Source organism: Pseudomonas sp. KB-10 (genome assembly GCF_018221585.1).
GTDB classification, from domain to species: domain Bacteria; phylum Pseudomonadota; class Gammaproteobacteria; order Pseudomonadales; family Pseudomonadaceae; genus Aquipseudomonas; species Aquipseudomonas yangonensis.
The window spans coordinates 175,091-201,524 of sequence record NZ_QYYB01000004.1; the positions used below are offsets into that span (position 1 = coordinate 175,091).

Below are 26,434 nucleotides of genomic sequence, written 5' to 3' on the forward strand. Positions count from 1 at the left end.
CCAATTCACAGGTTGAGGGTCAGGCTGACGCTGAGGTTACGGGGATCGCCGGGCATTACCCAGACGTTGTTGAACGAGCGCTCGTAGTACTTGCGATCGAACAGGTTGTTGAGGTTCAGGCCCAGGTTCAGGTCTTTGGTGGCCTGCCAGCGGGCCAGCAGATCGACCGTGGTGTAGGCCGGCAGCTCGAAGTTGCTGCCGGTCTGCCCGGAGCGGTCGCCGACGTAGTTGACCGCGGCACCGAGCTCCGAGCCCTGCAGCGAGCCGCCCTGGAACTGGTAGACGCCCATCAGGCTGGCGCTGTTGCGGGCGATGCCGAGCAGGTCGCTGCCTTCGGGGATGCTGTTGTCCTTGGTCACTTCGGCGTCGATGTAGGCGTAAGCACCTATCACTCGTAAGGCATCGGTGATCTGACCGCTGACCTGCAGGTCCAGGCCCTGGCTGCGGGCCTTGCCGGCGGCGATGCTGTCGCCGGGGTTGTTCGGGTCGGCGGTCAGCACGTTTTCCTTGTCGATATGGAACAGTGCCACGGTCGCGCCGAGGCGGCTCTCGAACAGGTCGAGCTTGAGGCCGGTCTCGTAGCCGAGGCCTTTTTCCGGTTTGAACACCTGGCCCTGGGCACCGATGGCGTTGGGCTTGAACGACATGGAGGCGTTGGCGAACACGCCGACTTCCGGCGTCAGCTGGTAGAGCACGCCAGCGCGCGGGGTAGCGACTTCCTTGGTCTGTTCGTTGCTGACCCGCGTGCTGCGGTTCAGTGCCGTCTGCTCGAAACGCTCCAGGCGCACGCCGAGCAGGCCGCTCCAGCGCTCGCTGAAGGTGATCTGGTCCTGCAGGTTGAGGGCGTAGCTTTCCGTGTGCTCGTGAAAGTCGTTGGGATTGACGATAGGCGGCTTGGGCTGGCCATAGACCGGGTTGTAGATGTTCTGGCCGTAGCCCAGGCCGGTGACGCTCTGCGGGTACTTCTGGCTGTTACGGTAGTTCTCGTACTCCAGGCCCAGTAGCGTCTGGTGCTGCCAGCCGGCCAGGTCGAACTGGCCGTGCAGTTCGGCCTGAGTGATGCTGTCGTTCCATTCGAAACTGCGCTCGCGGTAAAAGCGTGTGACCTGATCGCCGATCAGCCGCGACGGCTCGGAGCTGTTGCCGTCCAGCGTGCCCTGGCTGTAGTGGCTGGCCAGGCGCAGCTTCCAGGCATCGCTCAGATAATGCTCGAGACTGACCTGCAGCAACTGGTTGTCGTTGCGGATCTTGCCGTCGTCGGGTTCGCCGAGGAAGGTCGAGCGCTTGACCGCCCCCATCTTGCCGTCGACGGCGGGAATGCCGCGGTCGAACACCGAATCGGTGCGCGAGAACTCACTGTCGATCATCAGCAGGGTGTCCGGCGACAGCTGCCAGCTCAGGCTCGGGTTGACGATCTGCCGCTGATTGCCGACGTGATCGCGGAAGCTGCCGTTGTCCTCCACCGCCAGGTTGACGCGCGAGAGCAGCGTGCCCTCGTCGTTCAGCGGCGTGTTGACGTCGAGGCTGCTGCGGTAGCGATCCCAGCGTCCGGCACTGGCCTTGAACTGGGTGAAGGCCTCCTGTTGTGGGCGCTTGGTGACGATATTGACCAGGCCGCCCGGATCGCCGCGGCCATACAGAGCGGCGGCCGGGCCCTTGAGCACTTCCAGGCGCTCGATGGCCGAGGCGTCCGGTGAGCTGTAGCTGCCACGGTTGATGGCGAAGCCGTTGCGGTACAGCTCGCCAGTGGTGAAGCCGCGCACGCTGTAGTTGAGGAAGGTCAGGCCGCCGAAGTTGTTCTGCCGCGACACGCCGCCGGCGAAGTCCAAGGCGCGGTCGATACGGCTGCTGCCAAGATCTTCCAGCACCTGCGCGGGCACTACGCTGATGGCCTGGGGGATTTCGTCGATCGGCGTGTCGGTGCGGGTGGCGCTGGCCGAGCGTTTGGCGCGGTAGCCCTGCACCGGCCCGTCGGCCTGTTCACTGGGAGCGCTGATGATGCTGTCAGCCAACTGAGCAGGTGATTCGGCGGCAACGACGCAAGGGGTTAGTAGGCTGCCGGCAAGCAGGACGGTGGTGGCGCGCAAGGGGAGACTCCAATCGATTGTTGTTGATGTAATAACGTAACAATAACCTCAATCGAGAAAAGTTCCCAGATGAAAATGCTGGATGATCAGTTTCCGTTGACGGGAGGGCGAATGCCGATTTCTGCTGTCAGCGTTAGCGGCTTGCCGTTGCGCATCACCTCGATGCGGATCTTGTCGCCCGGCTTGGTGCGCGCCACCTGGTTCATCGAGCGGCGGCCGTCGCTGGCCGGCTCCCCATCGATGCTGAGGATCAGGTCGCCCGGTTGCAGGCCAGCCTTCTGCGCCGGGCCGTCACGGTAAACGCCCGCGACCACGATGCCGGGGCGGCCATCGAGACCGAAGGACTCGGCCAGTTCCGGCGTCAGCGGCTGCACCTCGACCCCCAGGTAGCCGCGGATGACCTGGCCGTGCTCGATGATGGCGCGCATCACTTCCATGGCCAGCTTTACCGGGATGGCGAAACCGATACCCTGCGAGCCCCCGGACTTGGAAAAGATCGCGGTGTTGATGCCCACCAGGTTGCCGTGCGCATCGACCAGCGCGCCGCCGGAGTTGCCCGGGTTGATGGCCGCGTCGGTCTGGATGAAGTCTTCGTAGGTGTTGAGACCCAGCTGGTTGCGCCCGGTGGCGCTGATGATGCCCATGGTCACGGTTTGGCCGACACCGAAGGGGTTGCCGATGGCCAGGGTAACGTCGCCGATGCGAATGCTGTCGGAGCGACCCAGGGTGATGGCCTGCAGATTGGGCAGGTCGATCTTCAAGACTGCCAGGTCGGTTTCCGGGTCGTTGCCGATCACTCGGGCCAGGGTTTCGCGGCCATCCTTGAGCGCCACAACGATCTGATCGGCGCCGCTGACCACATGATTGTTGGTCAGCAGATAGCCTTCCTTGCTCATCAGTACCGCCGAGCCGAGGCTGGACTCCATGCGCTGCTGACGTGGCAGGTTGTCGCCGAAGAAGCGGCGGAACGTCGGGTCTTCGAACAGCGGATGAGCCGGTTTGCTCACCAGCTTGGTGGTGTACAGGTTGGCCACTGCCGGCGAGGCGGTATCGACAGCCTCGGCGTAGGACACCGGGCCTTCCTGCAGGCGGCTGTAGATGGGCGCCTGCACCAGCTTCACGTCCTGGCTTGGCAGCCCTACCCATTGCGGGTAGCGCTGGATCAGCAGCAGTGCGAGCAACACACCGACCAGCAGGGGCCAACCGAGAAAACGCAGTGCCTGGGGCATCGAGACAATCCTGAGGGTTGCGGGGGCCAAATGCGGCCCTTAAGGTGGCGAATTATAGTGAGGTGCTCGCCGTTTAGGCAGCGGCCCGCAACAGCTTGAGAGGAATCTTCATGGCCATTGCCCTGTCCACGCTAGTGGAAGAAGCTGACGCTTTTCTGAATGCGTCGCGCATCAGCGATTATTGCCCCAATGGCCTGCAGGTCGAGGGGCGCCCGCAGGTCAGTCGCATCGTCAGTGGCGTGACCGCCAGCCAGGCGCTGATCGAGGCCGCCATCGCCGCCGAGGCCGATGTGCTGCTGGTCCATCACGGCTATTTCTGGAAGGGCGAGAACCCCTGTGTCACCGGTATGAAGCAGCGTCGTCTGAAAGCGCTGCTGGCTCATGACATCAGCCTGCTGGCCTATCACCTGCCCTTGGACGTGCACCCCGAAGTGGGCAACAACGTGCAGCTCGCCCGTCAGCTTGGCATCGTCGTAGAGGGCCCGCTGGAGCCGGACAATCCGCGCACCGTGGGCCTCGTGGGCTCACTGGAGGAACCGATGAGCGCTGTCGATTTCGCCCGTCATGTGCAGCAGGTGCTGGGGCGCGAGCCGCTGCTGGTGGAAGGCGAAGGCCTGATCCGCCGGGTCGGCTGGTGCACGGGGGGCGGGCAGGGCTATATCGATCAGGCGATCGCCGCCGGTGTCGATCTGTACCTGACCGGTGAAGCCTCGGAGCAGACGTTCCACAGCGCACAGGAGAACGGCGTGAGCTTCATCGCCGCCGGCCATCACGCCACCGAGCGCTATGGCGTGCAGGCGCTGGGTGATTATCTGGCGCGGCGTTTCGCCCTCGAACACCTGTTTATCGACTGTCCGAATCCGGTCTGATACGGGCTTTCCTGCAGCTATAACGCTAGATCTTTTCGGTCTAACCGGCGCCCTGAGTATAAGCAGACGCTGTGGTAGAGTGCGCGCTCGTCCACGGCCCGCCGGCCCCATAACAGCAAACCGTGAGTAGCCATGCTCGACAAATTGACCCATCTGAAGCAGCTGGAGGCGGAAAGCATCCACATCATTCGTGAAGTGGCCGCCGAATTCGACAACCCGGTGATGCTCTATTCCATCGGCAAGGATTCAGCCGTGATGCTGCATCTGGCCCGCAAAGCGTTCTTCCCTGGCAAGCTGCCGTTCCCGGTCCTGCACGTCGATACTCGCTGGAAATTCCAGGAGATGTACCGCTTCCGCGAGAAGATGGTCAGCGAGATGGGACTGGAGCTGATCACCCACATCAACCCCGATGGTGTGGCGCAGGACATGAACCCCTTCACCTATGGCAGTGCCAAGCACACCGACGTGATGAAGACCGAGGGCCTCAAGCAGGCGCTGGACAAGTACGGCTTCGACGCTGCCTTCGGTGGCGCGCGCCGCGATGAAGAGAAGTCGCGTGCCAAGGAGCGCGTGTACTCTTTCCGCGACAGCAAGCACCGCTGGGACCCGAAGAACCAGCGCCCCGAGCTGTGGAACGTGTACAACGGCAAGGTCAAGAAGGGCGAGTCGATCCGCGTTTTCCCGCTGTCGAACTGGACCGAGCTGGACATCTGGCAATACATCTACTTGGAGCAGATCCCGATCGTGCCGCTGTACTTCGCCGCAGAGCGCGAAGTCGTGGAGCTCAACGGCACGCTGGTGATGATCGATGACGAGCGCATCCTCAACTATCTGACGCCCGAGCAGAAGGCCAACATCCACAAGAAGATGGTGCGCTTCCGTACCTTGGGCTGCTACCCGCTGACCGGCGCGGTGGAGTCCACCGCGGCGACCCTGCCGGACATCATCCAGGAAATGCTCCTGACCAAGACCAGCGAACGCCAGGGCCGGGTCATCGACCACGACGCCGCCGGTTCGATGGAAGAAAAGAAACGCCAGGGCTACTTCTAAGGATTTCTCATCATGAGTCACCAGTCTGATTTGATCAGCGAGGACATCCTCGCCTACCTGGCCCAGCACGAACGTAAGGAGCTGCTGCGCTTCCTCACCTGCGGCAACGTCGACGACGGCAAGAGCACCCTGATCGGGCGCCTGCTGCACGACTCCAAGATGATTTACGAAGATCACCTGGAAGCCATCACCAAGGATTCCAAGAAGGTCGGCACCACCGGCGATGATGTCGATCTGGCACTGCTGGTCGACGGCCTGCAGGCCGAGCGCGAGCAGGGCATCACCATCGACGTGGCCTACCGCTACTTCAGCACCGCCAAGCGCAAGTTCATCATCGCCGACACCCCCGGCCATGAGCAGTACACCCGCAACATGGCCACCGGCGCATCCACCTGCGACCTGGCGATCATCCTGATCGACGCCCGTTACGGTGTGCAGACCCAGACCAAGCGCCACAGCTTCATCGCCTCGCTGCTGGGTATCAAGCATATCGTCGTCGCGGTCAACAAGATGGACCTCAAGGACTTCGATCAGGGTGTGTTCGAGCAGATCAAGGCCGACTACCTGGCCTTCGCCGACAAGATCAGCCTGCGCCCGACCACCCTCGAGTTCGTGCCGATGTCGGCGCTCAAGGGCGACAATGTGGTCAACAAGTCCGAGCGCTCGCCCTGGTACACCGGGCAGTCGCTGATGGAGATTCTCGAGACCGTGGAGGTGGCGGGCGATCGCAACTTCGACGACCTGCGTTTCCCGGTGCAGTACGTCAACCGCCCCAACCTGAACTTCCGTGGTTTCGCCGGTACCCTGGCCAGCGGCATCGTGCGCAAGGGCGACGAGGTCATGGCGCTGCCTTCGGGCAAGACCAGCAAGGTCAAGTCCATCGTCACCTTCGAGGGCGAGCTGGAGCATGCCGGCCCGGGCCAGGCCATCACCCTGACCCTGGAAGACGAGATCGATGTGTCGCGCGGCGACATGCTGGTGCACGCCGATAATCGTCCGCAGGTGACCGACGGCTTCGAGGCCATGCTGGTGTGGATGGGCGAAGAGCCGATGCTGCCGGGCAAGAAATACGACATCAAACGTGCGACCAGCTATGTACCGGGCTCGATCCCGAGCATCGTGCACCGTATCGACGTGAACACCCTGGAGCAGGGTGCGGCCAGCGAGCTGAAACTCAACGAGATCGGCCGGGTCAAGATCGCCCTGGATGCGCCGATTGCGCTGGATGGCTACGAGTACAACCGCACCACCGGTGCCTTTATCGTCATCGACCGCCTGACCAATGGCACCGTCGGCGCTGGCATGATCATCGCCGACCCGGTCGCTCATGGCGGCGGTCAGCATGGTCGTCTGGCCCACGTGTCGACCGAGGAGCGTGCTTCGCGCTTTGGTCAGCAGCCGGCCACCGTGCTGTTCAGCGGCCTGTCCGGCGCCGGCAAGAGCACCCTGGCCTATGCCGTGGAGCGCAAGCTGTTCGATATGGGCCGTGCGGTATACGTGCTCGACGGGCAGAACCTGCGCCATGACCTGAACAAGGGCCTGCCGCAGGACCGCGCCGGCCGCGCCGAGAACTGGCGCCGCGCCGCGCATGTGGCGCGCCAGTTCAACGAAGCCGGGCTGATCGCCCTGGCCGCCTTCGTCGCCCCGGATGCCGAAGGTCGTGAACAGGCCAAGGCGCTGATCGGCAGTGAGCGCCTGGTCACCGTCTACGTCCAGGCTTCGCCGCAGATCTGCGCCGAGCGCGACCCGCAGGGACTGTATGCTGCCGGTGGCGACAATATTCCCGGCGAAGGCTTCCCCTACGACGTGCCGCTGGATGCCGATCTGGTGATCGACACCCAGACGCAGTCGGTCGAGGAGGGCGTCAAGGCGGTGCTGGATCTGCTGCGTAGCCGCGGCGCGCTCTAAATACGCGCATTGCAACGAGCCCTGCCTAGTAGCGGGGCTCGTCGTTTGTGGGGGTTGCCTTTTGTAGGAGCGACTTCATTCGCGATTTGGGCTCACGATGATCGCGAATGAATTCGCCCTACCGCCCCGCGTAGCCCGCAACCGCCCAATAAAAAGCCCCGCAATGACCGTAATGCTGGTCACTTAAGGTTGCACACGTTTGGCTCCCCTCTCCCATTTATGGGAGAGGGGCTGGGGGAGAGGGCAGAAGACACCGCAAAACTGCCAGTTTCCCCCCTCTCCGAACGCGGCCCGCCCTAACCCTCTCCCCGGAGGGGCGAGGGGACTGATCGAGCTCGACCGCTCCTACCCAATAAAAAGCCCCGCACTGGCGGGGCTCGGTGTTTCTGGCTGATGGGTTACTTCTTCAACCCGTAGCTCTCGTCCAGCATGCCGGGACCGTCGCTCTTCGGCGCATAGTCCTTGGGCATTTCGTAGTTCTTCGGCGGAGTCAGGCGCTCGCGCTTCTCGCCGGCTTCGGTGCTGTTCAGGGTCGCCAGCAGACGCTGACGGGTCAGCTCGTCCAGAGCCAGGCGGTTGGCGCCGTCGGACAGATGTTCCTGCACGTCCTGGTAGCTCTGGGTGAGCTTCTTCACCAGGCTGGCGGTGGTGTTGAAGTGGGTGACCACTTCATTTTGGTAGGCCTCGAAGCGCGCCTGCATTTCATCCATCTGCCGCTGCGTACGGCCCGGTGCAGCATTGGGGGCCAGGCGGGCGAGCACAAAGCCCACGGCGATGCCGACCACCAGGGTCAGAGCGGGTATCAACCAGGCTGTAACGGTCTGTTCCACGAGTCCTTCCTCTCAAAACGGCTTTGCTTTACGTTAGCGGCTTGAGCCTGTGCTGTATACGACCAGAACCTGCTCAGAGTCTACTGTGCGTCGGCACTGCTGCGTTAAAAACAGGTTCGGAATGCTCATGTACAACAGTACACTCCGCTTCCTCTCCTGTTTTCGCCTTGCATTGCGCGAGCGCTCGAGGCGCTGAACAGGTTCATTTGCCGCACAGGCAGTTTGCTAGACGAGTCGACCCGTTGCGGGGTCACGGAGTTCAGTGTTGCTCAGTCGCGAAACCCCTCTTTTCATCCAGGGCCCGGTGGGCCAACTCGAAGCCCTTCTGCTGGAGGTGGCGGACGCCCAGGGTGTGGCGCTGGTCTGTCATCCCAACCCCGTGCAGGGTGGCACCATGCTCAACAAGGTGGTGTCCACGTTGCAGCGTACCGCGCGTGACTGCGGATATCACACATTGCGTTTCAATTATCGCGGTGTTGGCGCCAGTGCCGGCAGCCACGATATGGGGACCGGCGAAGTGGACGACGCCGAGGCCGTTGCCGCCTGGCTGCAGGAAGAGTATCCGAATCTGCCCGTTACGCTGTTGGGCTTTTCCTTTGGCGGCTTCGTGGCAGCTGCGCTGGGTGCTCGTCTTGAAGCGCAAGGCCGAGTGCCGAGCAAGCTGTTCATGGTCGCTCCCGCCGTACACCGGCTGACGGCCGATACACCGCCCGCCAGCCAGTGCCCGCTGGTGGTGATCCAGCCTGACGCTGACGAGGTGGTCGAGCCGCAGGCAGTCTACGACTGGTCGGCCAACCTCGGGCGTGCCCATGAACTGTTGAAAGTGGCAGAATGCGGTCACTTTTTTCACGGCAAGCTGACGGATCTGAAGGATCTGCTGTTGCCTCGCCTGTAAGAACCTGTTCACGATCTCGCGAGCTAGAGCCAGGCAAGGCGAAACCAGGCGAAAAAGCGCAGTTTACTAGTCGTAAATGAGCATTTTGAGGCTGGTTTCAACGCAGCATGGCCGACGCGCAGCAGATCGTGAACAGGTTCTAAGTCTTTCAGCCATTGATAAGCGAACGTCATGACCACCCGTATCCTCACCGGTATCACCACCACCGGCACGCCGCACCTGGGCAACTATGCCGGCGCCATTCGTCCGGCCATCGCTGCCAGTCGCGATCCGCAGATGGACTCCTTCTACTTTCTCGCCGACTACCACGCACTGATCAAGTGCGACGACCCGGCGCGCATTCAGCGCTCGCGTCTGGAGATCGCCGCGACCTGGCTGGCCCTGGGCCTGGATACCGACAAGGCGACCTTCTACCGCCAGTCCGATATTCCCGAAATTCCCGAGCTGTGCTGGCTGCTGACCTGCGTCGCCGGCAAGGGCCTGCTCAACCGCGCCCACGCCTACAAGGCTTCGGTGGACAAGAACGTCGAAGCCGGTGAAGACCCGGATGCCGGCGTGACCATGGGCCTGTTCAGCTACCCGGTGCTGATGGCGGCGGACATCCTGATGTTCAACGCGCAGAAGGTGCCGGTCGGTCGTGATCAGATCCAGCACGTGGAAATGGCTCGCGACATCGGCCAGCGTTTCAACCACCTGTTCGGCAAGGGCAAGGACCTGTTCGTGCTGCCCGAGGTGGTGATCGAGGAGGAAGTGGCGACGCTGCCAGGCCTCGATGGACGCAAGATGAGCAAGAGCTACGACAACACCATCCCGCTGTTCGGCACCGCCAAGCAGCTCAAGGACGCTGTGGCGCGCATCGTCACCGACTCCAGGCTGCCGGGGGAACCCAAGGACGCCGAAGGTTCGCACCTGTTCACCCTGTACCAGGCCTTCGCCAGCCAGTCGCAACAGGCCGAGTTCCGTGCCGACCTGGAGGGCGGACTGGCCTGGGGCGAGGCGAAGAATCGCCTGTATCAGTTGCTGGAAGACACCCTGGGCGAGGCGCGCGAGCGCTACAACGCGCTGATCGCCAAGCCGGTTGATCTGGAAGACATTCTCCTCGCGGGCGCCGCCAAGGCGCGCAGGATCGCCACGCCGTTCCTCGGCGAACTGCGTGAGGCGGTCGGCCTGCGCTCGTTCCGTGAGCAGGTGCAGGTGACGGCCGGCGAGAAGAAGAAAGCCAGCAAGAGCGCGCGCTTCGTCAGCTTCCGTGATGACGACGGCAGCTTCCGCTTCCGTCTGCTGGATGCCGATGGCGAGCAACTGCTGCTGTCGAAATCCTTCGCCGATGGCAAGTCGGCGGGTATGGTCAACAAGCGTTTGCAATCTGGCGAAGCGCTGGACGTGCGTGCCGAAGGTCTGGCGTTCTCGGTGTGGATCGACGGCGAGAACGTGGCCAGCAGCCCCGAATTCGCCGATGGTCAGGCCGTGGAAGCTGCCATCGCCCGCCTGCGTGAGGCATTGGCCCCGCAGGAGTGAAGTAGCCCGGATTGCATCCGGGCTACGGCCATGATTGCCAACAAACGGGGGCGTCGCTAAAGTGACGCCCCCGTTTTTACTTGCCCGGCTAACGAATCATGACCCCCTTAGAGCGTTATCAGGCCGACCTCAAGCGGCCCGACTTCTTCCATGATGCGGCCCAGGAAAATGCCGTCCGCCACCTGCAGCGTCTGTACGACGATCTGATCGCGCGCGACCAGGGCAAGTCCGGGCTGATGGGCAAGCTGTTCGGCAAGAAGCCGCAAGGGCCGGTCAAGGGCCTGTACTTCTGGGGGGGCGTCGGGCGCGGCAAGACCTATCTGGTCGACACCTTCTTCGATGCGCTGCCGTTCGAGCAGAAGATGCGCACCCACTTCCACCGCTTCATGAAGCGTGTGCACGAGGAAATGAAGACCCTCAAGGGCGAGAAGAATCCGCTGACCATCATTGGCAAGCGCTTCGCCGACGAGGCGCGGGTGATCTGCTTCGACGAGTTCTTCGTCAGCGATATCACCGATGCCATGATCCTCGCCACGCTGCTCGAAGAACTGTTCAAGAACGGTGTGTCGCTGGTCGCCACCTCCAACATCGTGCCGGACGGCCTGTACAAGGACGGCCTGCAGCGTGCGCGTTTCCTGCCGGCCATCGCCCTGCTCAAGGAGCACACCGATATCGTCAACGTCGACAGCGGCGTCGACTATCGCCTGCGTGCGCTGGAGCAGGCCGAGCTGTTCCATTTCCCGCTCGGGCCGTCCACGGAAGAGAGCCTGCGCAAGAGCTTCCAGAGTCTGCTGCCGGACTGCACCCATATGGTGGAGAACGAGGCGCTGATGATCGAGAACCGCGCGATCAATGCCGTGCGCGTGTGCGAAGACGTGGCCTGGTTCGAATTCCGCGAACTCTGCGATGGCCCGCGTAGCCAGAACGACTACATCGAGCTTGGCAAGATCTTCCACGCGGTGATCCTGGCCAACGTCGAGCAGATGGGCGTAGCCAAGGACGACATGGCGCGGCGCTTCATCAATCTGGTGGACGAGTTCTACGACCGCAACGTCAAGCTGATCATCTCTGCCGAGGTGGAGCTCAAGGATCTCTATACCGGCGGCCGTCTGAGCTTCGAGTTCCAGCGTACGCTGAGTCGTCTGCTGGAGATGCAATCGCACGAGTTCCTCTCGCGCCCACACCGGCCCTGAGGTTCAGCGATACGAAAAAGGCGACCCACAAGGTCGCCTTTTTCGTTGATGGCCGGCTGGTTGCGTTCAGTGGCGTTCAGTTCTTCGCCAGCTTCTGCTGATACTGGGTCAGCAGCTTCTGCGCGTGGGCCACTTCCAGGGCCTCCATGGCGCTGATCGGCTTGATCGCCACGGCGCGCTCGAGGTGCTCGATGACCTTCTGTTCTTCATCGTCGCCATACACGTAGGTCAGCGCGTTGGCGTATTCGTAGTGGCCGATGGGCAGGTCGTCGCGAGCCTGGAAGCTGCGCTGGAAGTAGGTTTCCATCTTGTCGGCGCTAACGCCGTAAGTCATCTTGCCGACCAGCTTGCCGACCTTGCGGATCACGCCGGCTTCGTATCCGCCGTACAGCGCCAGGGCGAACGGCTGCCTGGGCTGCTTGGCGAGCAGGGCGTCCAGCTCCTGGGGAATCTGCGAGGTGTAGCCGCGCTTGAGCACCACCGGCACGGAGAGCTCCTCGCCAAGGCGCGCCTTGGCATAGACGCGGCCGAACTGGGCGACGGCATCGGCTTGCACCAGATCGCCGGCCTCGTCGGTGTAGGCGATCACTTCCTCCAGCAGGCGATGTTTCTCGGCCTGGTCCGGCACCAGGAACATGGCGTAGACGACCTGGGCGAACATCGCCGGTATCTGTCCGCCGATGCCCAGCGCCATGCCCTGTTCCTTGGCCTGGGCGAAATCACCGCGGAACATCAGGCGCCAGACTTCCTGCAGTTTCTGCGCATAGGCCTCGGCTTCTTCCGGTTTGCCGCTAAAGCCGGTGCCGGCGGCCACAGTCTTTTCCAGGGCCTGCGGATGCCGGGTGGCCATGTTCACCACCCAGTCGGCGTCGGGGAAGGGGTAATCGCCGAAGCCGCGGGTCAGTTGCGGCCAGGCCTGGCGCAGCTTGTCGCCGCTGTAGTCGTAGGCGCTCTGGTCGAGCGGGAAGGATTTCCAGTTATCGGCCGCCGCAGCGCTGAGGCTGCAGGTGGCAAGCAGGGCAATCAATAAACGACGCATGGCGGTGAACCTGTTGTTGTTATGTTCACCGTCGATCATAGGGCGCTGCTGCGGCGCGCCAACCTAACCAAGGGCGGGCTGGCGCTTTGCCGCCCTATGGTTCGAGGTGCTCAGTTCTGCGGGTCCTTCTGCTGAAATTGCCGGCGATACTGGTTCGGCGACAGCTCGGTATGCTGGCGGAACAGGCGGGCAAAGAAGCTGGCGTCGTCGTAACCGACCTCGTAGCTGATGGTCTTGATGCTCTTGCGCGTGGAGGAGAGCAGGCTCTTGGCGGTTTCGATGCGCAGGCGCTGCAGGTAGTGCAGGGGTTTGTCGCCGGTGGCGCCCTGGAAGCGGCGCATGAAGTTGCGAATGCTCATGCCGTGTTCGCGGGCCACGTCCTCGAAGCGGAACTTGTTGGCGTAGTGCTCCTCCAGCCAATGCTGGATCTGCAGCACGGTGACGTCCTGATGCAGTTTCTGCCCGCCGAAACCGATGCGCCCCGGCGTATAGCTGCGCTGCACCTCGTAGAGAATGTCGCGTGCCACACCCTGTGCCACGCCTGCGCCGCAGTAACGCTCGATCAGGTAGATGTACAGATCGCAGGCCGAGGTGACGCCGCCAGCGCAATACAGGTTGTCGGCATCGGACAGGTGCTTGTCCTGATTGAGCAGAACCTTGGGGAAGCGCTCGGCGAACTCGCGGAAGAAGCGCCAGTAGGTGGTTGCTTCCTTGCCGTCGAGCAGGCCGGCTTCGGCCATCCAGAACACCCCGCTGGCCTCCCCGCAGATCGCGGTACCGCCGGCATGCTGGAGCCTGAGCCAGTCCAGCACCTGCGGATAACGACGGCTGAGCGCATCGAAGTCGTCCCAGAAGGCCGGCAGGATGATCACGTCGCAGGTTTCCAGGCCGCCATCGACCGGGACGCGGACGTTGCTGAAGCTTTTCACCGGGTGGCCGTCGGGGCTGACCAGCCGAATCTCGAACGGGGGTTGATCGCCAAGGCCCTGCTGCCTGGCGTAACGGATGCCGGCCATGTGGAAAAAATCCTTGGCCTGCATGAGGGTGGAAGCGAAAACGCCGTCGGTGGCGAGAATGCTGACGCGCCGCAAGGCGCCTGACTGATGATTAACCATATGTTGTTTTTATAAAGGCTAAGTGGTCACTAGGCGGCTGGATCGTCTTATTTTTTGGCGCTTGTGTCCAGTGTAAGCAAGCGTTTGCTTGGCTAAAGTCGAGCGCTGAACCCTCGATGACCACAGGTAGCGCCATGATCCCCAGAACCCTATTCAGCTCCGACCATGAACTGTTTCGTGACAGCGTGCGCAAGTTTCTCGAGCAGGAAGCGGTGCCTCATCACCATCAGTGGGAGAAGGACGGCCATATCGATCGGGCGCTGTGGAACAAGGCGGGCGAGGCCGGCATGCTCTGCTCGCATATCCCCGAAGAATACGGCGGCATGGCTGCCGACTTCCTCTACAGCACCGTGGTGATCGAGGAGATCGGTCGCCTGGGGCTGACCGGCATCGGTTTCTCGCTGCACTCGGATATCGTCGCGCCCTACATCCTGCATTACGGCAGCGAGGCGCAGAAACAGCACTACCTGCCCAAGCTGGTGAGCGGCGAGATGGTCACCGCCATCGCCATGACCGAGCCGGGCGCCGGCTCCGACCTGCAGGGCGTGAAGACCACTGCCGTGCTCGATGGCGACGAATACGTGATCAATGGCTCGAAGACCTTCATCACCAACGGCTGGCTGGCCGATCTGGTGATCGTCGTTGCCAAGACCGACCCCAAGGCCGGTGCCAAGGGCACCAGCCTGTTCCTGGTGGAGGCCAACACGCCGGGCTTCTCCAAGGGCAAGCGCCTGGAGAAGGTGGGCATGAAAGCGCAGGACACCTCCGAGCTGTTCTTCCAGGATGTGCGCGTACCCAAGGAAAACCTGCTGGGCCAGGCCGGCATGGGCTTCGCCTACCTGATGCAGGAGCTGCCGCAGGAGCGTCTGACCGTCGGCATCGGCGCCCTGGCTTCGGCCGAGGCGGCGCTGAAGTGGACGCTGGACTACACCCGGGAGCGCAAGGCATTCGGCAAGGCCGTGGCGGATTTCCAGAACACCCGCTTCAAGCTCGCCGAGATGGCCACCGAAATCCAGGTTGGGCGGGTGTTCATCGACCGCTGTCTGGAGCTGCATCTCAAGGGCAAACTCGATGTGCCGACTGCGGCGATGCTCAAGTACTGGACCACCGATCTGCAGTGCAAGGTGCTTGATGAGTGCGTACAGTTGCACGGCGGCTACGGCTTCATGTGGGAGTATCCGATCGCACGAGCCTGGGCCGATGCACGTGTGCAGCGCATCTATGCCGGTACCAACGAGATCATGAAGGAGATCATTTCCCGCTCGTTGGTGTAATGGGGGAGTGGTTCACGGGGCGAACTCAGGCGTCGCCCCGCGGCTCCAAGGCAGAAATGCCTGGAGAGCCTCATGACCCGATTGAGCGATCTGGCTGCCACCCCGTTCGCGGATTGGGACGGCAGCCCGGCGGCCGCCCGCGAACTGCAGACGCACCTGGCCCGGCAAGTACGACTGGAGGATGATTATCCGCCGCTAAGGCGCTTGGCGGGCGTGGATGTCGGCTTCGAGGAAGGCGGCGCCATCACGCGCGCTGCCGCAGTGCTGCTGGATGCCGATACGCTGCAGCCGCTAGCCGAATGCGTGGCACGCATTCCCACCAGCATGCCCTATGTGCCGGGGCTGCTGTCCTTTCGCGAATTGCCCGCCTTGCTTCGAGCCTTGGCTGATCTGCCGCAGGAGCCGGATCTGGTCTTCGTCGACGGGCACGGTATCGCCCACCCGCGCGGCTTGGGTATTGCCGCGCACCTGGGCGTGGTCAGCGGCTTGCCGACCATTGGCGTGGCCAAGAAGATTCTTACGGGGCATCACGCCGAGCTGGGTGAGGCGCGGGGTGCATGCGTCGAGCTGCTAAGCAGGAAGGGCGAGCGAATCGGCTGGGTGCTGCGCAGCAAGGATCGCGTGCGGCCGCTGATCGTCTCTCCGGGCAATCGGGTCAGTCTCGAGCGAGCGCCGGCGCTGGTCATGGCGTGCGTCAGGCGTCACCGCCTTCCCGAGCCGACCCGACTGGCCGATCGCCTGGCCTCGCGACGCGATACCAGGAACGATCAGCCGTCACTCTTTTAAGGGGCCGGGTTGGGTTGGCCCTTGTGAATCGCCTCGATGCCGGCGAGCACTTCCTCGGACAGCTTCAGCTCGGCGCTGGCCAGGTTGCTGTCCAGCTGCTCCAGGCTGGTGGCCCCGATGATGTTGCTGGTCACGAAGGGCTGCGCGGTGACGAAGGCCAGGGCCATTTGCGCCGGATCCAGGCCGTGTTCGCGGGCCAGGGCGACGTAGCGCGAACAGGCTGCTTCGGCCTGCGGGTTGGTGTAGCGGGCGAAGCGGCTGAACAGGCTGATACGTGCACCGGCCGGGCGGGCGCCGCCCTCGTATTTGCCGCTGAGCATGCCGAACGCCAGCGGTGAATAGGCCAGCAGACCGCACTGTTCGCGAATCGCCACCTCCGCCAGACCCACTTCGAAGCTGCGGTTGAGCAGGTTGTAGGGGTTCTGGATCGACACCGCCCGTGGCCAGCCGCGGCTCTCGGCCAGTTGCAGGAATTTCATCGTACCCCAGGGCGTTTCGTTGGACAGGCCGATGTGGCGAATCTTGCCGGCCTTGACCTGTTCGTCGAGCACTTCCAGGGTTTCTTCCAATGGCGTGAAATCCGTGTCCTGGTGCTTGTAGCCGAGCTGGCCGAAGAAATTGGTCGGGCGCTCCGGCCAGTGCAGTTGGTACAGGTCGATCCAGTCGGTCTGCAGGCGCTTGAGGCTGGCATCCAGCGCGGCGACGATGTGCTGGCGATTGAACTTGAGCTGGCCGTCGCGGATGTGCGTGATGCCATTGCCGGGACCGGCGATCTTGCTGGCCAGAATCCAGTCGGCGCGGTCGCCCTGCCGCTTGAAGTAGCTACCGATGATCTGCTCGGTCCTGCTGTAGGTTTCGGCGCGTGGAGGCACCGGGTACATCTCGGCGGTGTCGATGAAGTTGATGCCGCTGGCCTTGGCCCGTTCGATCTGGGCATGGCCTTCGCTCTCGCTGTTCTGCTCGCCCCAGGTCATGGTGCCCAGGCACAGTGCGCTGACTTCGAGACCGGTTCGGCCTAGCTTGCGGTATTCCATGAAGTGCTCCTTGGGTAAAAGAGTCATACAAGCAGGTTGAATTTTTTTTCGCAATCAGGATAATCCGGCACCTCTTTCTGCGGTGGAAGTGATGCGCCGCCTGCCGAAGAATCTTGCCGTATTGTGGACGCGCTGACCCGAGCCCCCGATAGCGTCCGTATGCGGCTGCCTTTGACTTGTCAAAGTACGCACTATCCAGTAAGATCCGCCGTCTATTTTTTGCTGGGCGGCCCCTGAGGCTATAAAGAATGAAAACTTTTACTGCTAAACCGGAAACAGTAAAACGCGATTGGTTCGTCGTTGATGCTGCTGGTCAGACCCTGGGTCGTCTGGCCACCGAAATCGCGAGCCGTCTGCGTGGCAAGCACAAGCCTGAGTACACCCCGCACGTTGACACCGGCGACTACATCGTCGTGATCAATGCCGAGCAGGTGCGTGTAACTGGTGCCAAGGCCAGCGACAAGAAGTACTACTCCCACTCCGGTTTCCCGGGCGGCATCAAAGAGATCAACTTCGAGAAGCTGATCGCTCGTGCTCCTGAGCGCGTGATCGAGACCGCGGTCAAAGGCATGCTGCCGAAGAACCCGCTGGGTCGCGACATGTACCGTAAGCTGAAGGTGTACAAGGGTGCCGCTCACCCGCACACCGCTCAGCAGCCCCAAGAACTGAAGATTTAACGGAATAGTTCATTATGTCGGCGACTCAAAACTACGGCACTGGCCGTCGCAAGACCGCAACCGCGCGCGTTTTCCTGCGTCCGGGCACTGGTAACATCTCGATCAACAATCGCAACCTGGATACCTTCTTCGGTCGCGAAACCGCTCGCATGGTCGTGCGTCAGCCGCTGGAGCTGACCGAGACCGTCGAGAAGTTCGACATCTTCGTCACCGTTGCCGGTGGTGGTGTCAGCGGTCAGGCCGGTGCCATTCGTCACGGCATCACCCGCGCTCTGATCGAGTACGACGAAACCCTGCGCAGCCCGCTGCGTAAAGCCGGTTACGTCACTCGCGACGCCCGTGAAGTCGAGCGTAAGAAAGTCGGTCTGCGTAAAGCGCGTAAGCGTCCGCAGTACTCGAAGCGTTAATCGCGTCTACGCTTCCAAAAAGCGCCCAGTTTCCTTACGGAGCTGGGCGTTTTTTATGGGCGTGGCAAAGTGCTGCGACAACGTGCCGCATACGTGCAAGCCGCACGCGCCAAGGCTTTCGCCGTTCTCTTGCGGGGTAATTACCTTGTCAGAAAAGGGGCTTTTCTTTACCATTTGGCGAATTTTTTGCGCGGCCCGATTTTTACTTAGTAGAGGCCTGAACAACAGGCCACAAAGCTGATGGGAGACGACTGAATGAGCAATGACGGCGTGAATGCAGGCCGGCGTCGCTTCCTGGTTGCAGCCACCTCCGTGGTGGGTGCTGCAGGAGCGGTAGGTGCTGCGACTCCGTTCGTGGGGTCATGGTTCCCCAGTGCCAAGGCCAAGGCGGCCGGTGCACCGGTGAAGGTGAACGTCAGCAAGATCGAGGCAGGTCAGCAGATGGTTGCTGAGTGGCGCGGTCAGCCGGTGTTCATCGTGCGCCGTACCGAGGAGATCCTGGCCAACCTGACCAAGATCGAAGGCAGCGTCGCCGATCCCGAGTCTGCTGATTCCGTGCAGCCGGAGTACGTGGACAAGAAAAACCGCTCGATCAAACCGGAACTGCTGGTGCTGGTAGGCCTGTGCACCCACCTGGGTTGCGCGCCGTCCTTCCGCCCGGAAGTGGCTCCGGCTGATCTGGGGCCGGACTGGGTTGGCGGCTATTTCTGCCCCTGCCACGGTTCGCGCTACGACCTCGCCGGTCGCGTGTACAAGGCCCAGCCTGCGCCGCTGAATCTGCCAGTGCCGCCGCACACCTACGAGACGGATGATGTGATCATCATCGGTGTGGACCAGGAGAACGCGTAATGAGCAAGTTCATGGAATGGGTGGATGCGCGCTTCCCCGCCACCAAGATGTGGGAAGACCATCTCTCCAAGTACTACGCCCCGAAGAACTTCAACTTCTTCTACTTCTTCGGCTCGCTGGCACTGCTGGTGCTGGTCAACCAGATCGTTACCGGTATCTGGCTGACCATGAGCTTCGAACCTTCGGCTGAAGGCGCTTTCGCCTCCGTCGAATACATCATGCGTGACGTCGAGTACGGCTGGATCCTGCGTTACCTGCACTCCACCGGCGCTTCGGCGTTCTTCGTGGTGGTCTATCTGCACATGTTCCGCGGTCTGCTCTACGGCTCCTATCAGAAGCCGCGCGAGCTGGTGTGGATCTTTGGCATGCTGATCTACCTGGTGCTGATGGCGGAAGCCTTCATGGGCTACCTGCTGCCGTGGGGCCAGATGTCCTACTGGGGCGCCCAGGTGATCATCTCGCTGTTCGGTGCCATCCCGGTCATCGGCGACGACCTGACTCAGTGGATCCGTGGTGACTACCTGATTTCCGGCATCACCCTGAACCGCTTCTTCGCCCTGCACGTGATCGCGCTGCCGATCGTCCTGCTCGGCCTGGTGGTGCTGCACATCCTGGCGCTGCACGAAGTCGGCTCGAACAACCCGGACGGCGTCGACATCAAGAAGCTGAAGGACGAGAACGGCGTACCGCTGGACGGTATCGCGTTCCACCCGTACTACACCGTGAAGGACATCGTCGGCGTAGTGGTGTTCCTGTTCGTGTTCTGCTTCGTGGTGTTCTTCTTCCCGGAAATGGGCGGTTACTTCCTCGAGAAGCCGAACTTCGAAGCGGCCAACCCGTTCAAGACCCCTGAGCACATCGCGCCGGTTTGGTACTTCACCCCGTTCTACGCGATTCTGCGTGCTGTACCGGACAAGCTGCTGGGCGTCATCGCCATGGGGGCTGCCATCGCCGTGCTGTTCGTGCTGCCGTGGCTCGATCGTAGCCCGGTCAAATCGATGCGCTACAAGGGTTGGCTGAGCAAGATCTGGCTGGTGGTGTTCTGCATCTCCTTCGTCATCCTGGGCGTGCTGGGTGTGCTGGCGCCGACCCCGGGTCGTACCCTGCTGTCGCAGGTGTGCACCTTCCTGTACTTCGCGTACTTCATCCTGATGCCGTTCTACACCAGGATGGAGAAGACCAAACCGGTTCCGGAAAGGGTGACTGGCTGATGAAAAAGCTCTTTGCTGCATTTGTTTTCGCTGCGCTGCCGGCCCTCAGCTTTGCCGCCGGTGGTCATGATGTGCAATTGGACAAGGTCGACATCGACCTGACCGACAAGGCTGCCATGCAGGACGGCGCGCGTACCTTCGCCAACTACTGCATGGGCTGCCACTCGGCCCAGTACCAGCGTTACGAGCGTGTCGCCGATGACCTCGGCATCCCGCACGAAATCATGCTGGACAACCTGGTGTTCAACGACGCCAAGATCGGCGACCACATGAAGATCGGCATGAAGCCGGACGATGCCAAGGCCTGGTTCGGCGCAGCGCCGCCCGATCTGACCCTGGTCGCTCGTGTGCGTGGCAACGACTGGCTGTACACCTACCTGCGTACTTTCTATGCCGACCCGACTCGTCCGCTGGGCTCCAACAACAAGGTGTTTCCGAACGTCGGTATGCCCAACGTGCTGGTTGGTCTGCAGGGCAATCAGGTCATCGGTTGCAAGCAGGTTCAGGTCGTTACCGACGGCAAGAAGCAGTTCGACCCGCTGACCGGTGCGCCGATCACTCACGAAGCTTGCGATCAGCTCACTATTGAGCCGAACACCGGCAAGCTGAGCGAGGCCGAGTTCGACGAGAAGATCAAGAACCTGGTGACCTTCCTGGCCTACTCGGCCAACCCGGTCAAGCTGAAGTCCCAGCGCATCGGTACCTACGTGCTGCTGTACCTGGCCTTCTTCTTCGTGTTCGCCTACCTGCTCAAGCGTGAGTACTGGAAAGACGTTCACTAAGTCGTCTGCTGTAGCAAACCTGCGCGCCCTGAGGGGCGCGCAGGTTTTTCTAGCCTGCCATTTCTTACGGCTACCCTAGGGTCAGTCGTCTGCTACGAAAGAATTGCTCCGGCAATTTTTCCTGTTTCTGAATAATCAAAAAGCGAGGAGGATCGCCATGGCGGTGACCAACAGGTTGACCTGCTACTCCGACCCCGCCGACCACTATTCCCATCGCGTGCGTCTGGTGCTCGCCGAGAAAGGTGTCAGCGTCGAGATCATCGATGTCGAGCAGGGCCGCTGTCCGCCCAAGCTTGCCGAAGTCAATCCCTATGGCAGTCTGCCGACGCTGGTCGACCGTGACCTGGCGCTGTACGAGGCGTCCGTGGTGATGGAGTATCTCGACGAGCGCTATCCGCATCCGCCGTTGTTGCCGGTGTATCCGGTGGCGCGCGCCAACAGCCGTCTGCTGATGCACCGCATCCAGCGTGACTGGTGCGTGCTGGTCGACCGTATTCTCGACAAGCGCAGCAAGGAGGCCGAGCGTCAGCAGGCGCGCAAGGAGCTGCGCGAGAGTCTCACCGGTGTATCGCCACTGTTCGCGGACAAGGCATTCTTCCTCAGCGAGGAGCTGAGTCTGGTGGATTGCTGTCTACTGCCCATTCTCTGGCGTTTGCCGGTGCTGGGTATCGAGCTGCCGCGTCCGGCCAAGCCGCTGCTCGACTACATGGAGCGCCAGTTCGCCCGTCAGGCCTTTCAGGCCAGTCTTTCCGCTGCCGAGCGCGCGATGCGCTGAGAAGGAGGAGATCATGAATTCCAGTCGTGCCTATCTGGTTCGCGCACTGTACGAATGGATCGTCGATAACGATTGCACACCGCACCTGCTGGTCAATGCCGAACATCCCGGGGTGCAGGTGCCGTCTGGCTTCGCCAGCGACGGTCAAATCGTCCTCAATGCTTCGCCCAGTGCCGTGCGTCATCTGCACATGGACAATGAGGCCGTGAGCTTCGAGGGGCGTTTCGGCGGCGTGGCGCACAGTCTCTATATCCCGACCGCAGCTATCCTGGCGATCTATGCGCGGGAGAACGGCCAGGGCATGGTCTTCGACATGGAGCCGCCGGTCGCAGGTGGCCCTGAGGGGCCGGGGCCGGATGATGACGGTCCGTCTGGTGGCGAGCCGCCGCGTCCTAGCGGTAGGCCAAGCCTGAAAGTGGTCAAGTAGGAAATGACAAGGGCGCCCATGGGCGCCCTTGTCGTGTCGTCAGGTTCGAATCAGTTGGTGTATTCGAACAGGCGTACGACCCGCTGTACGCCCGATACGCCCTGTACCACGCGGGTGGCAGCATTGGCTTCTTCGCGCGTCACCAGGCCGAGCATGTAGACGATGCCGTTCTCGGTGACGACCTTCACGCGTGCGCTCGGCACGCTGCTGTCGGCCAGCATCTGCGTCTTGATCTTGGTGGTCAGCAGCGAGTCGTTGCTGCGCGCCAGCAGGGACGCCGGTTGCTGCACCTGCAGTTCGTTGTAGACCTTCTTCACGCCCTGCACGCCGCGAGCGGTCTGGGCGGCGCGATCCTTGAGCTCGCTGCGCGGGGTTTGTCCGGCCAGCAGGATCACGCCGTTGTAGCTGGTGACCACGATGCGCGAGGTCGGGCTGGACAGGTCGGCATGAGCGTTACTGATGCGCGAGGCGACCTCCGGGCCGAGGAACTGGTCGTCGATCTTGTTGCCAATGCTGCGGCTACCGCAGCCTGCCAGGGTCAGGGTAACGGCCAGGGCGGCCAGAATCAGTGCGGAACGCTTCATTCTTCACTCCCAAACAATTGACTGTCGATCAGGTCGCACAAGCAGTGGATAGTCAGCAGATGGACTTCCTGGATGCGTGCGGTGACTTTGGCTGGAACACGGATCTCGACGTCTTCCGGCAGCAGTAGCGAGGCCATGCCGCCGCCATCGCGGCCGGTGAGGGCGACGACGATCATCTCGCGATCATGCGCAGCTTGAATGGCCTGGATGACATTCGCTGAGTTGCCGCTGGTGGAAATCGCCAGCAGTACGTCGCCCGGCTGGCCAAGCGCGCGGATCTGTTTCGAGAACACCTCGTTGTAGCTGTAATCGTTGGCGATCGAGGTGATGGTCGAGCTGTCGGTGGTCAGAGCGATGGCCGGCAGGCTGGGGCGCTCGCGCTCGAAGCGATTGAGCAGCTCGGAAGAGAAATGCTGGGCATCGCCGGCGGAGCCGCCGTTGCCGCAGGAAAGAATCTTGCCCTCGTTGAGCAGGGCCTGGACCATTACCAGGCTGGCGTGCTCGATATAGGGCGCCAGGACTTCCATGGCCTGTTGCTTGGTGTCGATGCTGGCTTGGAAGAGCTGGCGGATTCGGGATTGCATGTCCATCGGTTAAACCTTGAGTGTACGGCCGTCAGGCATCGAAAGCGTTCTTGATCCAGTCGAGGCGAGTGGCGCCCTCAGTGCTGATGGCGACCACGTCGAAGCGGCAGGGGTGGCGGGTCCAGCGTGAGTGTTGCTGGAGGAAGAGTTCTGCGGCGATCACCAGCTTGCCACGCTTGCGCGCATCGATGCTCTCCAGGGCGCCGCCCCAGGCGCTGTGGCGGCGGGCGCGGACTTCGACGAATACTACTGTATCGCCGTCGAGCATGACCAGATCGAGCTCGCCACGCCGACAGCTCCAGTTCTGTTCGATCAGGCGCAGGCCGTTACGTTCCAGATGCTGCCGGGCCTCCTGCTCGGCGGCTCGGCCCAGATCGTTGTGCGCGCTCAATTGATGCTGTCGGGGAGGCGCTGAACCTGGCCGCCGCGGAACTCTGCCCAGGGCAGCTGGCGTTCGATGCGCTGCGTGGCGTTCAGGCTTAGGCTGCCGGACAGGCCGTCGATGCGCGACTCAGGCAGCGCCTTGAGTTGGCCCAGGCGCGGAGCCAGGCGGTAGGCATCGACGCCCATGGCATACAGGCGGCCGAGGCTGCCGCCGGCCTGCGGCCACTGGCTCATGACTTCCTGGCGTAGCGGGGCGTGGGTATCGAGCAGCCAGGGGGTTTCGCAGAAGCGGATGCCTTCCAGATCCTGATACTGCGCCTGGCTGTGCGCGCCAGTGAACAGGTGCGAGGTGGCGTAGACCGGCACGTCACCGGCGTACTGGAACGCCAGGGTTGGCTTGATCTGCTGCGCCTGTTGCGGTGTGGCAGCCAAGAAAATGAAGTCGATGTCCTGGCGGCGCGCCGGCTGTGCATCCAGGCTGGTGCCCAGGGTGTTCTGCAGGCGGCGCGCACGGGCCTCGCTTTCGCGCAGTTGGAACAGGTCGGCGATCTGGCGGGCCAGCTCAACGGGCTGGTCGACGTGCTCGGCGGCGATCAGGGTGCCGCCCTGTGCCTGCCAGCTCTGACGGAAGGCATCCAGTACGCGATCACCCCAATCGCCACGCGGCACCAGGGCCACGGCGCGGCGCATACCATCGCTCCAGGCACGGCGAGCCACTTCGCGGGCTTCGTCCTCGGCGGCCAGGCCGAACTGGAACAGTTGTGCCGGGCCTTCCCGGCCAGCGTCGCTGTAATTCAGGGCGAGGGTGGTGATGGGCAGCTGCTCGCGGTCGCTGAGCTGCTTGACCAGTGGTTTTTCCAGCGGGCCGACCACCAGCTGCACGCCGTCGGCCTGCGCCTGCTGGTAGAAGGCGTCCAGTGAACCGATGCGGGAGCTGTCGTACAGCTTGATATCCGGTGGGTTCTGCCCGGCCTGTTGGGCTTCGTAGTGGGCGGCGAGGAAGCCGTCGCGCAGGGCGCGGGCAACGCTGGCCAGCTGGCCTTCCTGCGGCAGCAGCAGGGCGATACGGGTCAGCGGCTGGCTGGCCAGTTCACGCAGCTTGCCCAGCGCTTCGGGCAGTTGCTCGGCGGCTGGGTGTTGCGGGTTCTGCGCGACCCACTGGTCGATGGCGGCCTGCTGCTGTTCGAGCGTGGCGCTGCCTTTGGTCACTTGGGCCAGTTCCAGCCAGCCGGCCAGGTCAGTGTCGGCGCCGGCAGAGGTTTGCGCTGGCAGGGTGGACACCAATGCCCAAATGTTCTCATGGTTGTCATGAGCAGCCTGGCCGCTCAGCAGTGGTGCGATGAACACGCGCTCGCGGGCAGCAGCCAGGGTCTGGCCATCGGCTTCGAGGGCGCGTGCGCGAACCAGCTGGGTGCGAGTCTGCTGCTCGACCGGCAGTTCGCCCAGGCGCTCGAAGCTGGGGTGTTGCAAGGCTTTCAGTGCGCTCTTGGGCTGCTTGCGGGCCATCGCCAGCTCGGCTTTCAGCGTGTTGGCGAAGATCTGTTGTGCGGGCTGCAGGCTGGCGATGTCGATCTGCTCGAGGATGCGCGTGGCGCGTGCCACGTCATTTTGCTGATAACTCTGGTCGGCTGCCGACAGGCGCAGCAGGGCGGCCTGTTCCGGTTTGCTCTCGGCGGCTTGCTGGAGCATCTGCTCGATGCTGGCTTGTGGCGTGCGTGGCAGCTGGCCCAGGTTGTTGGAGGGCGAGCTGGCGCAGGCGGCGAGCAGGCCGGCCAGGAATAAAGCGGAAAGAGGACGCAGGCTAGCGATCATCGGGTCATCCTGATACTTGAGCAAATCAAGCAGCGATTGTACCCAAGCCCCGAGATCGGTGCGATGTCGCAAGGGCGGAACCGGCTAGAATGAGCGCTCATTCAATTAACGAGGTGTTTCCAGTGAGTCAGCCCGCAGTCGCAAGCGTCCAGCCAGGCAGTCTTTATGTGGTCGCCACGCCGATCGGCAATCTGGATGACATCAGTGCGCGAGCCTTGCGGATTCTGCGCGAAGTGGCGCTGATCGCGGCCGAAGACACCCGCCATTCGGCGCGCCTGCTGCAGCACTTCGGCATTCAGACGCCGCTGGCGGCCTGCCATGAACACAACGAGCGTGAGCAGGGTGGGCGTTTCCTCGCCAGGTTGCAGGCCGGCGAGGATGTCGCATTGATCTCCGATGCCGGCACACCGCTGATCTCCGATCCGGGTTACCACCTGGTGCGCCAGGTGCGCGCCGCGGGTATGCCGGTGGTGCCGGTGCCCGGCGCCTGTGCTTTGATCGCGGCGCTGTCGGCTGCCGGCCTGCCGTCGGATCGCTTCATCTTCGAAGGCTTTCTGCCGGCCAAGGCGACGGGGCGGCGGGCGCGTCTGGAACAGGTGCGCGAGGAGCCGCGTACATTGATTTTCTACGAGGCGCCGCACCGTATCCTCGAGTGCCTGCAGGACATGCGTGAGGTGTTCGGTGGCGAGCGTCCCGCGCTGCTCGCGCGCGAGCTGACCAAAACCTTCGAGACTCTGCAGGGGCTGCCGCTTGCCGAACTATGCGAATGGGTCGCAGCGGACAGCAACCAGCAGCGTGGCGAGTGCGTGGTGCTGGTGGCCGGCTGGCAGGCCCCGGAAGGCGAGGAGGCGGTCAGCGCCGAAGCCCTGCGAGTGCTCGATCTGCTGCTGGCGGAAATGCCCCTCAAGCGAGCGGCGGCGCTGGCGGCCGAGATCACCGGGGTGCGCAAGAACCTGCTTTACCAGACGGCGCTGACGCGCCAGCTGTAGGAGCGGCTTTAGCCGCGAATAGGGCAGGAGCGATGGTGGCCCATTCGCGGCTGAAGCCACTCCTATGCCAATGGTCGCAGCTGCTTTTTCTCGCAGCTTGTAGCTTGGCGCTTTCCGCTTTGTTAC

Annotated in this window: 26 protein-coding genes; 16 read left to right on the top strand and 10 right to left on the bottom strand. The window is 62.7% G+C overall.

What is annotated here, in order from left to right; translation table 11 throughout:
• Window positions 1–5: 5 nt before the first annotated feature.
• Together DXK50_RS12545 and algW are read right to left on the bottom strand one after the other, a co-directional pair.
• A complete protein-coding gene (locus DXK50_RS12545) occupies window positions 6–2,012 on the bottom strand; it encodes a TonB-dependent siderophore receptor (protein WP_249186849.1) in 2,007 nt (668 codons plus the stop codon).
• Window positions 2,013–2,173: 161 nt separating this feature from the next.
• Window positions 2,174–3,316, bottom strand: coding sequence for a Do family serine endopeptidase AlgW (algW, locus tag DXK50_RS12550; RefSeq protein WP_212630543.1), 1,143 nt, complete (start codon window positions 3,314–3,316; stop codon window positions 2,174–2,176).
• A 110-nt stretch (window positions 3,317–3,426) separates the two neighbouring features.
• Between algW and DXK50_RS12555 the strand changes: the two genes are divergently transcribed.
• From DXK50_RS12555 to cysN, 3 genes are all read left to right on the top strand, one after another.
• The gene (locus tag DXK50_RS12555) at window positions 3,427–4,185 is read left to right on the top strand and encodes a Nif3-like dinuclear metal center hexameric protein (protein ID WP_212630544.1); all 759 of its coding nucleotides are present in this window, start codon (window positions 3,427–3,429) and stop codon (window positions 4,183–4,185) included.
• 132 nt (window positions 4,186–4,317) lie between these two features.
• Window positions 4,318–5,235: a sulfate adenylyltransferase subunit CysD gene (gene cysD / locus DXK50_RS12560; protein ID WP_212630545.1), complete on the top strand. Its 918-nt coding sequence runs from the start codon at window positions 4,318–4,320 to the stop codon at window positions 5,233–5,235.
• Between the two features lie 12 nt (window positions 5,236–5,247).
• Entirely contained in the window at window positions 5,248–7,143 is a 1,896-nt protein-coding gene (cysN, locus tag DXK50_RS12565) for a sulfate adenylyltransferase subunit CysN (RefSeq protein WP_212630546.1), read from the top strand.
• Between the two features lie 398 nt (window positions 7,144–7,541).
• Here cysN and DXK50_RS12570 read toward each other — a convergent pair whose 3' ends face one another.
• Window positions 7,542–7,973: a Z-ring associated ZapG family protein gene (locus tag DXK50_RS12570; protein ID WP_024307001.1), complete on the bottom strand. Its 432-nt coding sequence runs from the start codon at window positions 7,971–7,973 to the stop codon at window positions 7,542–7,544.
• Between the two features lie 265 nt (window positions 7,974–8,238).
• Here DXK50_RS12570 and DXK50_RS12575 point away from each other — a divergent pair, with 265 nt between their 5' ends.
• The 3 genes from DXK50_RS12575 (at window position 8,239) to zapE (ending at window position 11,579) form a co-directional block, all read left to right on the top strand.
• A complete protein-coding gene (locus DXK50_RS12575) occupies window positions 8,239–8,868 on the top strand; it encodes an alpha/beta hydrolase (RefSeq protein ID WP_212630547.1) in 630 nt (209 codons plus the stop codon).
• A gap of 171 nt (window positions 8,869–9,039) precedes the next feature.
• The gene (locus DXK50_RS12580; protein ID WP_212630548.1) at window positions 9,040–10,386 is read left to right on the top strand and encodes a tryptophan--tRNA ligase; all 1,347 of its coding nucleotides are present in this window, start codon (window positions 9,040–9,042) and stop codon (window positions 10,384–10,386) included.
• A gap of 98 nt (window positions 10,387–10,484) precedes the next feature.
• The gene (zapE, locus tag DXK50_RS12585) at window positions 10,485–11,579 is read left to right on the top strand and encodes a cell division protein ZapE (protein ID WP_161864965.1); all 1,095 of its coding nucleotides are present in this window, start codon (window positions 10,485–10,487) and stop codon (window positions 11,577–11,579) included.
• A gap of 76 nt (window positions 11,580–11,655) precedes the next feature.
• Here zapE and DXK50_RS12590 read toward each other — a convergent pair whose 3' ends face one another.
• Both DXK50_RS12590 and DXK50_RS12595 read right to left on the bottom strand, forming a co-directional pair.
• Complete coding sequence (locus DXK50_RS12590; RefSeq protein WP_212630549.1) at window positions 11,656–12,618, bottom strand: hypothetical protein; 963 nt, start codon at window positions 12,616–12,618, stop codon at window positions 11,656–11,658.
• 110 nt (window positions 12,619–12,728) lie between these two features.
• On the bottom strand, window positions 12,729–13,658 hold the full coding sequence (locus DXK50_RS12595; RefSeq protein WP_461818880.1) for a GlxA family transcriptional regulator: 930 nt from the start codon (window positions 13,656–13,658) through the stop codon (window positions 12,729–12,731).
• A gap of 209 nt (window positions 13,659–13,867) precedes the next feature.
• On the opposite strand from DXK50_RS12595, the gene DXK50_RS12600 reads away from it, so the two are divergent.
• Both DXK50_RS12600 and nfi read left to right on the top strand, forming a co-directional pair.
• Window positions 13,868–15,007, top strand: a complete 1,140-nt coding sequence (locus DXK50_RS12600) for an acyl-CoA dehydrogenase family protein (protein WP_024307007.1) — start codon at window positions 13,868–13,870, stop codon at window positions 15,005–15,007.
• Window positions 15,008–15,079: 72 nt separating this feature from the next.
• The gene (nfi, locus tag DXK50_RS12605; RefSeq protein WP_212630550.1) at window positions 15,080–15,793 is read left to right on the top strand and encodes a deoxyribonuclease V; all 714 of its coding nucleotides are present in this window, start codon (window positions 15,080–15,082) and stop codon (window positions 15,791–15,793) included.
• Here the strand turns inward: nfi and DXK50_RS12610 are convergent.
• Window positions 15,790–16,827, bottom strand: coding sequence for an NADP(H)-dependent aldo-keto reductase (locus DXK50_RS12610; RefSeq protein WP_212630551.1), 1,038 nt, complete (start codon window positions 16,825–16,827; stop codon window positions 15,790–15,792). The genes nfi and DXK50_RS12610 overlap by 4 nt on opposite strands.
• Before the next feature lie 248 nt (window positions 16,828–17,075).
• Here DXK50_RS12610 and rplM point away from each other — a divergent pair, with 248 nt between their 5' ends.
• The 7 genes from rplM to DXK50_RS12645 all read left to right on the top strand — a co-directional run bounded on the left by rplM (window position 17,076) and on the right by DXK50_RS12645 (window position 21,955).
• Entirely contained in the window at window positions 17,076–17,504 is a 429-nt protein-coding gene (rplM, locus tag DXK50_RS12615) for a 50S ribosomal protein L13 (RefSeq protein WP_003242947.1), read from the top strand.
• Window positions 17,505–17,518: 14 nt separating this feature from the next.
• Window positions 17,519–17,911, top strand: coding sequence for a 30S ribosomal protein S9 (gene rpsI / locus DXK50_RS12620; RefSeq protein ID WP_161864970.1), 393 nt, complete (start codon window positions 17,519–17,521; stop codon window positions 17,909–17,911).
• 255 nt (window positions 17,912–18,166) lie between these two features.
• Window positions 18,167–18,760 carry a ubiquinol-cytochrome c reductase iron-sulfur subunit gene (gene petA, locus DXK50_RS12625; RefSeq protein WP_161864971.1) on the top strand — a complete coding sequence of 198 codons (594 nt, stop codon included), beginning with the start codon at window positions 18,167–18,169 and terminating at the stop codon, window positions 18,758–18,760.
• A complete protein-coding gene (locus DXK50_RS12630; RefSeq protein ID WP_013714132.1) occupies window positions 18,760–19,971 on the top strand; it encodes a cytochrome b in 1,212 nt (403 codons plus the stop codon). Before petA ends, DXK50_RS12630 begins: the two co-directional genes overlap by 1 nt.
• The gene (locus DXK50_RS12635) at window positions 19,971–20,753 is read left to right on the top strand and encodes a cytochrome c1 (protein ID WP_161864972.1); all 783 of its coding nucleotides are present in this window, start codon (window positions 19,971–19,973) and stop codon (window positions 20,751–20,753) included. The genes DXK50_RS12630 and DXK50_RS12635 overlap by 1 nt, the downstream gene beginning before the upstream one ends.
• A gap of 157 nt (window positions 20,754–20,910) precedes the next feature.
• Window positions 20,911–21,528 (top strand): glutathione S-transferase N-terminal domain-containing protein, encoded by a 618-nt coding sequence (locus tag DXK50_RS12640; RefSeq protein WP_161864973.1) that lies wholly within the window; start codon window positions 20,911–20,913, stop codon window positions 21,526–21,528.
• Between the two features lie 13 nt (window positions 21,529–21,541).
• A complete protein-coding gene (locus tag DXK50_RS12645) occupies window positions 21,542–21,955 on the top strand; it encodes a ClpXP protease specificity-enhancing factor (RefSeq protein WP_212630552.1) in 414 nt (137 codons plus the stop codon).
• 50 nt (window positions 21,956–22,005) lie between these two features.
• Here the strand turns inward: DXK50_RS12645 and DXK50_RS12650 are convergent, their stop codons facing one another.
• From DXK50_RS12650 to DXK50_RS12665, 4 genes are read right to left on the bottom strand one after another with little or no spacing between them, the layout of a single operon-like run.
• Window positions 22,006–22,539: a BON domain-containing protein gene (locus tag DXK50_RS12650; RefSeq protein ID WP_161864975.1), complete on the bottom strand. Its 534-nt coding sequence runs from the start codon at window positions 22,537–22,539 to the stop codon at window positions 22,006–22,008.
• On the bottom strand, window positions 22,536–23,129 hold the full coding sequence (locus tag DXK50_RS12655) for a phosphoheptose isomerase (RefSeq protein ID WP_024307016.1): 594 nt from the start codon (window positions 23,127–23,129) through the stop codon (window positions 22,536–22,538). Before DXK50_RS12655 ends, DXK50_RS12650 begins: the two co-directional genes overlap by 4 nt.
• A 25-nt stretch (window positions 23,130–23,154) precedes the next feature.
• Complete coding sequence (locus DXK50_RS12660) at window positions 23,155–23,514, bottom strand: YraN family protein (RefSeq protein WP_212630553.1); 360 nt, start codon at window positions 23,512–23,514, stop codon at window positions 23,155–23,157.
• Window positions 23,511–25,319, bottom strand: coding sequence for a penicillin-binding protein activator (locus tag DXK50_RS12665; protein ID WP_161864977.1), 1,809 nt, complete (start codon window positions 25,317–25,319; stop codon window positions 23,511–23,513). Before DXK50_RS12665 ends, DXK50_RS12660 begins: the two co-directional genes overlap by 4 nt.
• 89 nt (window positions 25,320–25,408) lie before the next feature.
• Between DXK50_RS12665 and rsmI the strand changes: the two genes are divergently transcribed.
• On the top strand, window positions 25,409–26,308 hold the full coding sequence (rsmI, locus tag DXK50_RS12670) for a 16S rRNA (cytidine(1402)-2'-O)-methyltransferase (RefSeq protein ID WP_212630554.1): 900 nt from the start codon (window positions 25,409–25,411) through the stop codon (window positions 26,306–26,308).
• Window positions 26,309–26,434: the final 126 nt, after the last annotated feature.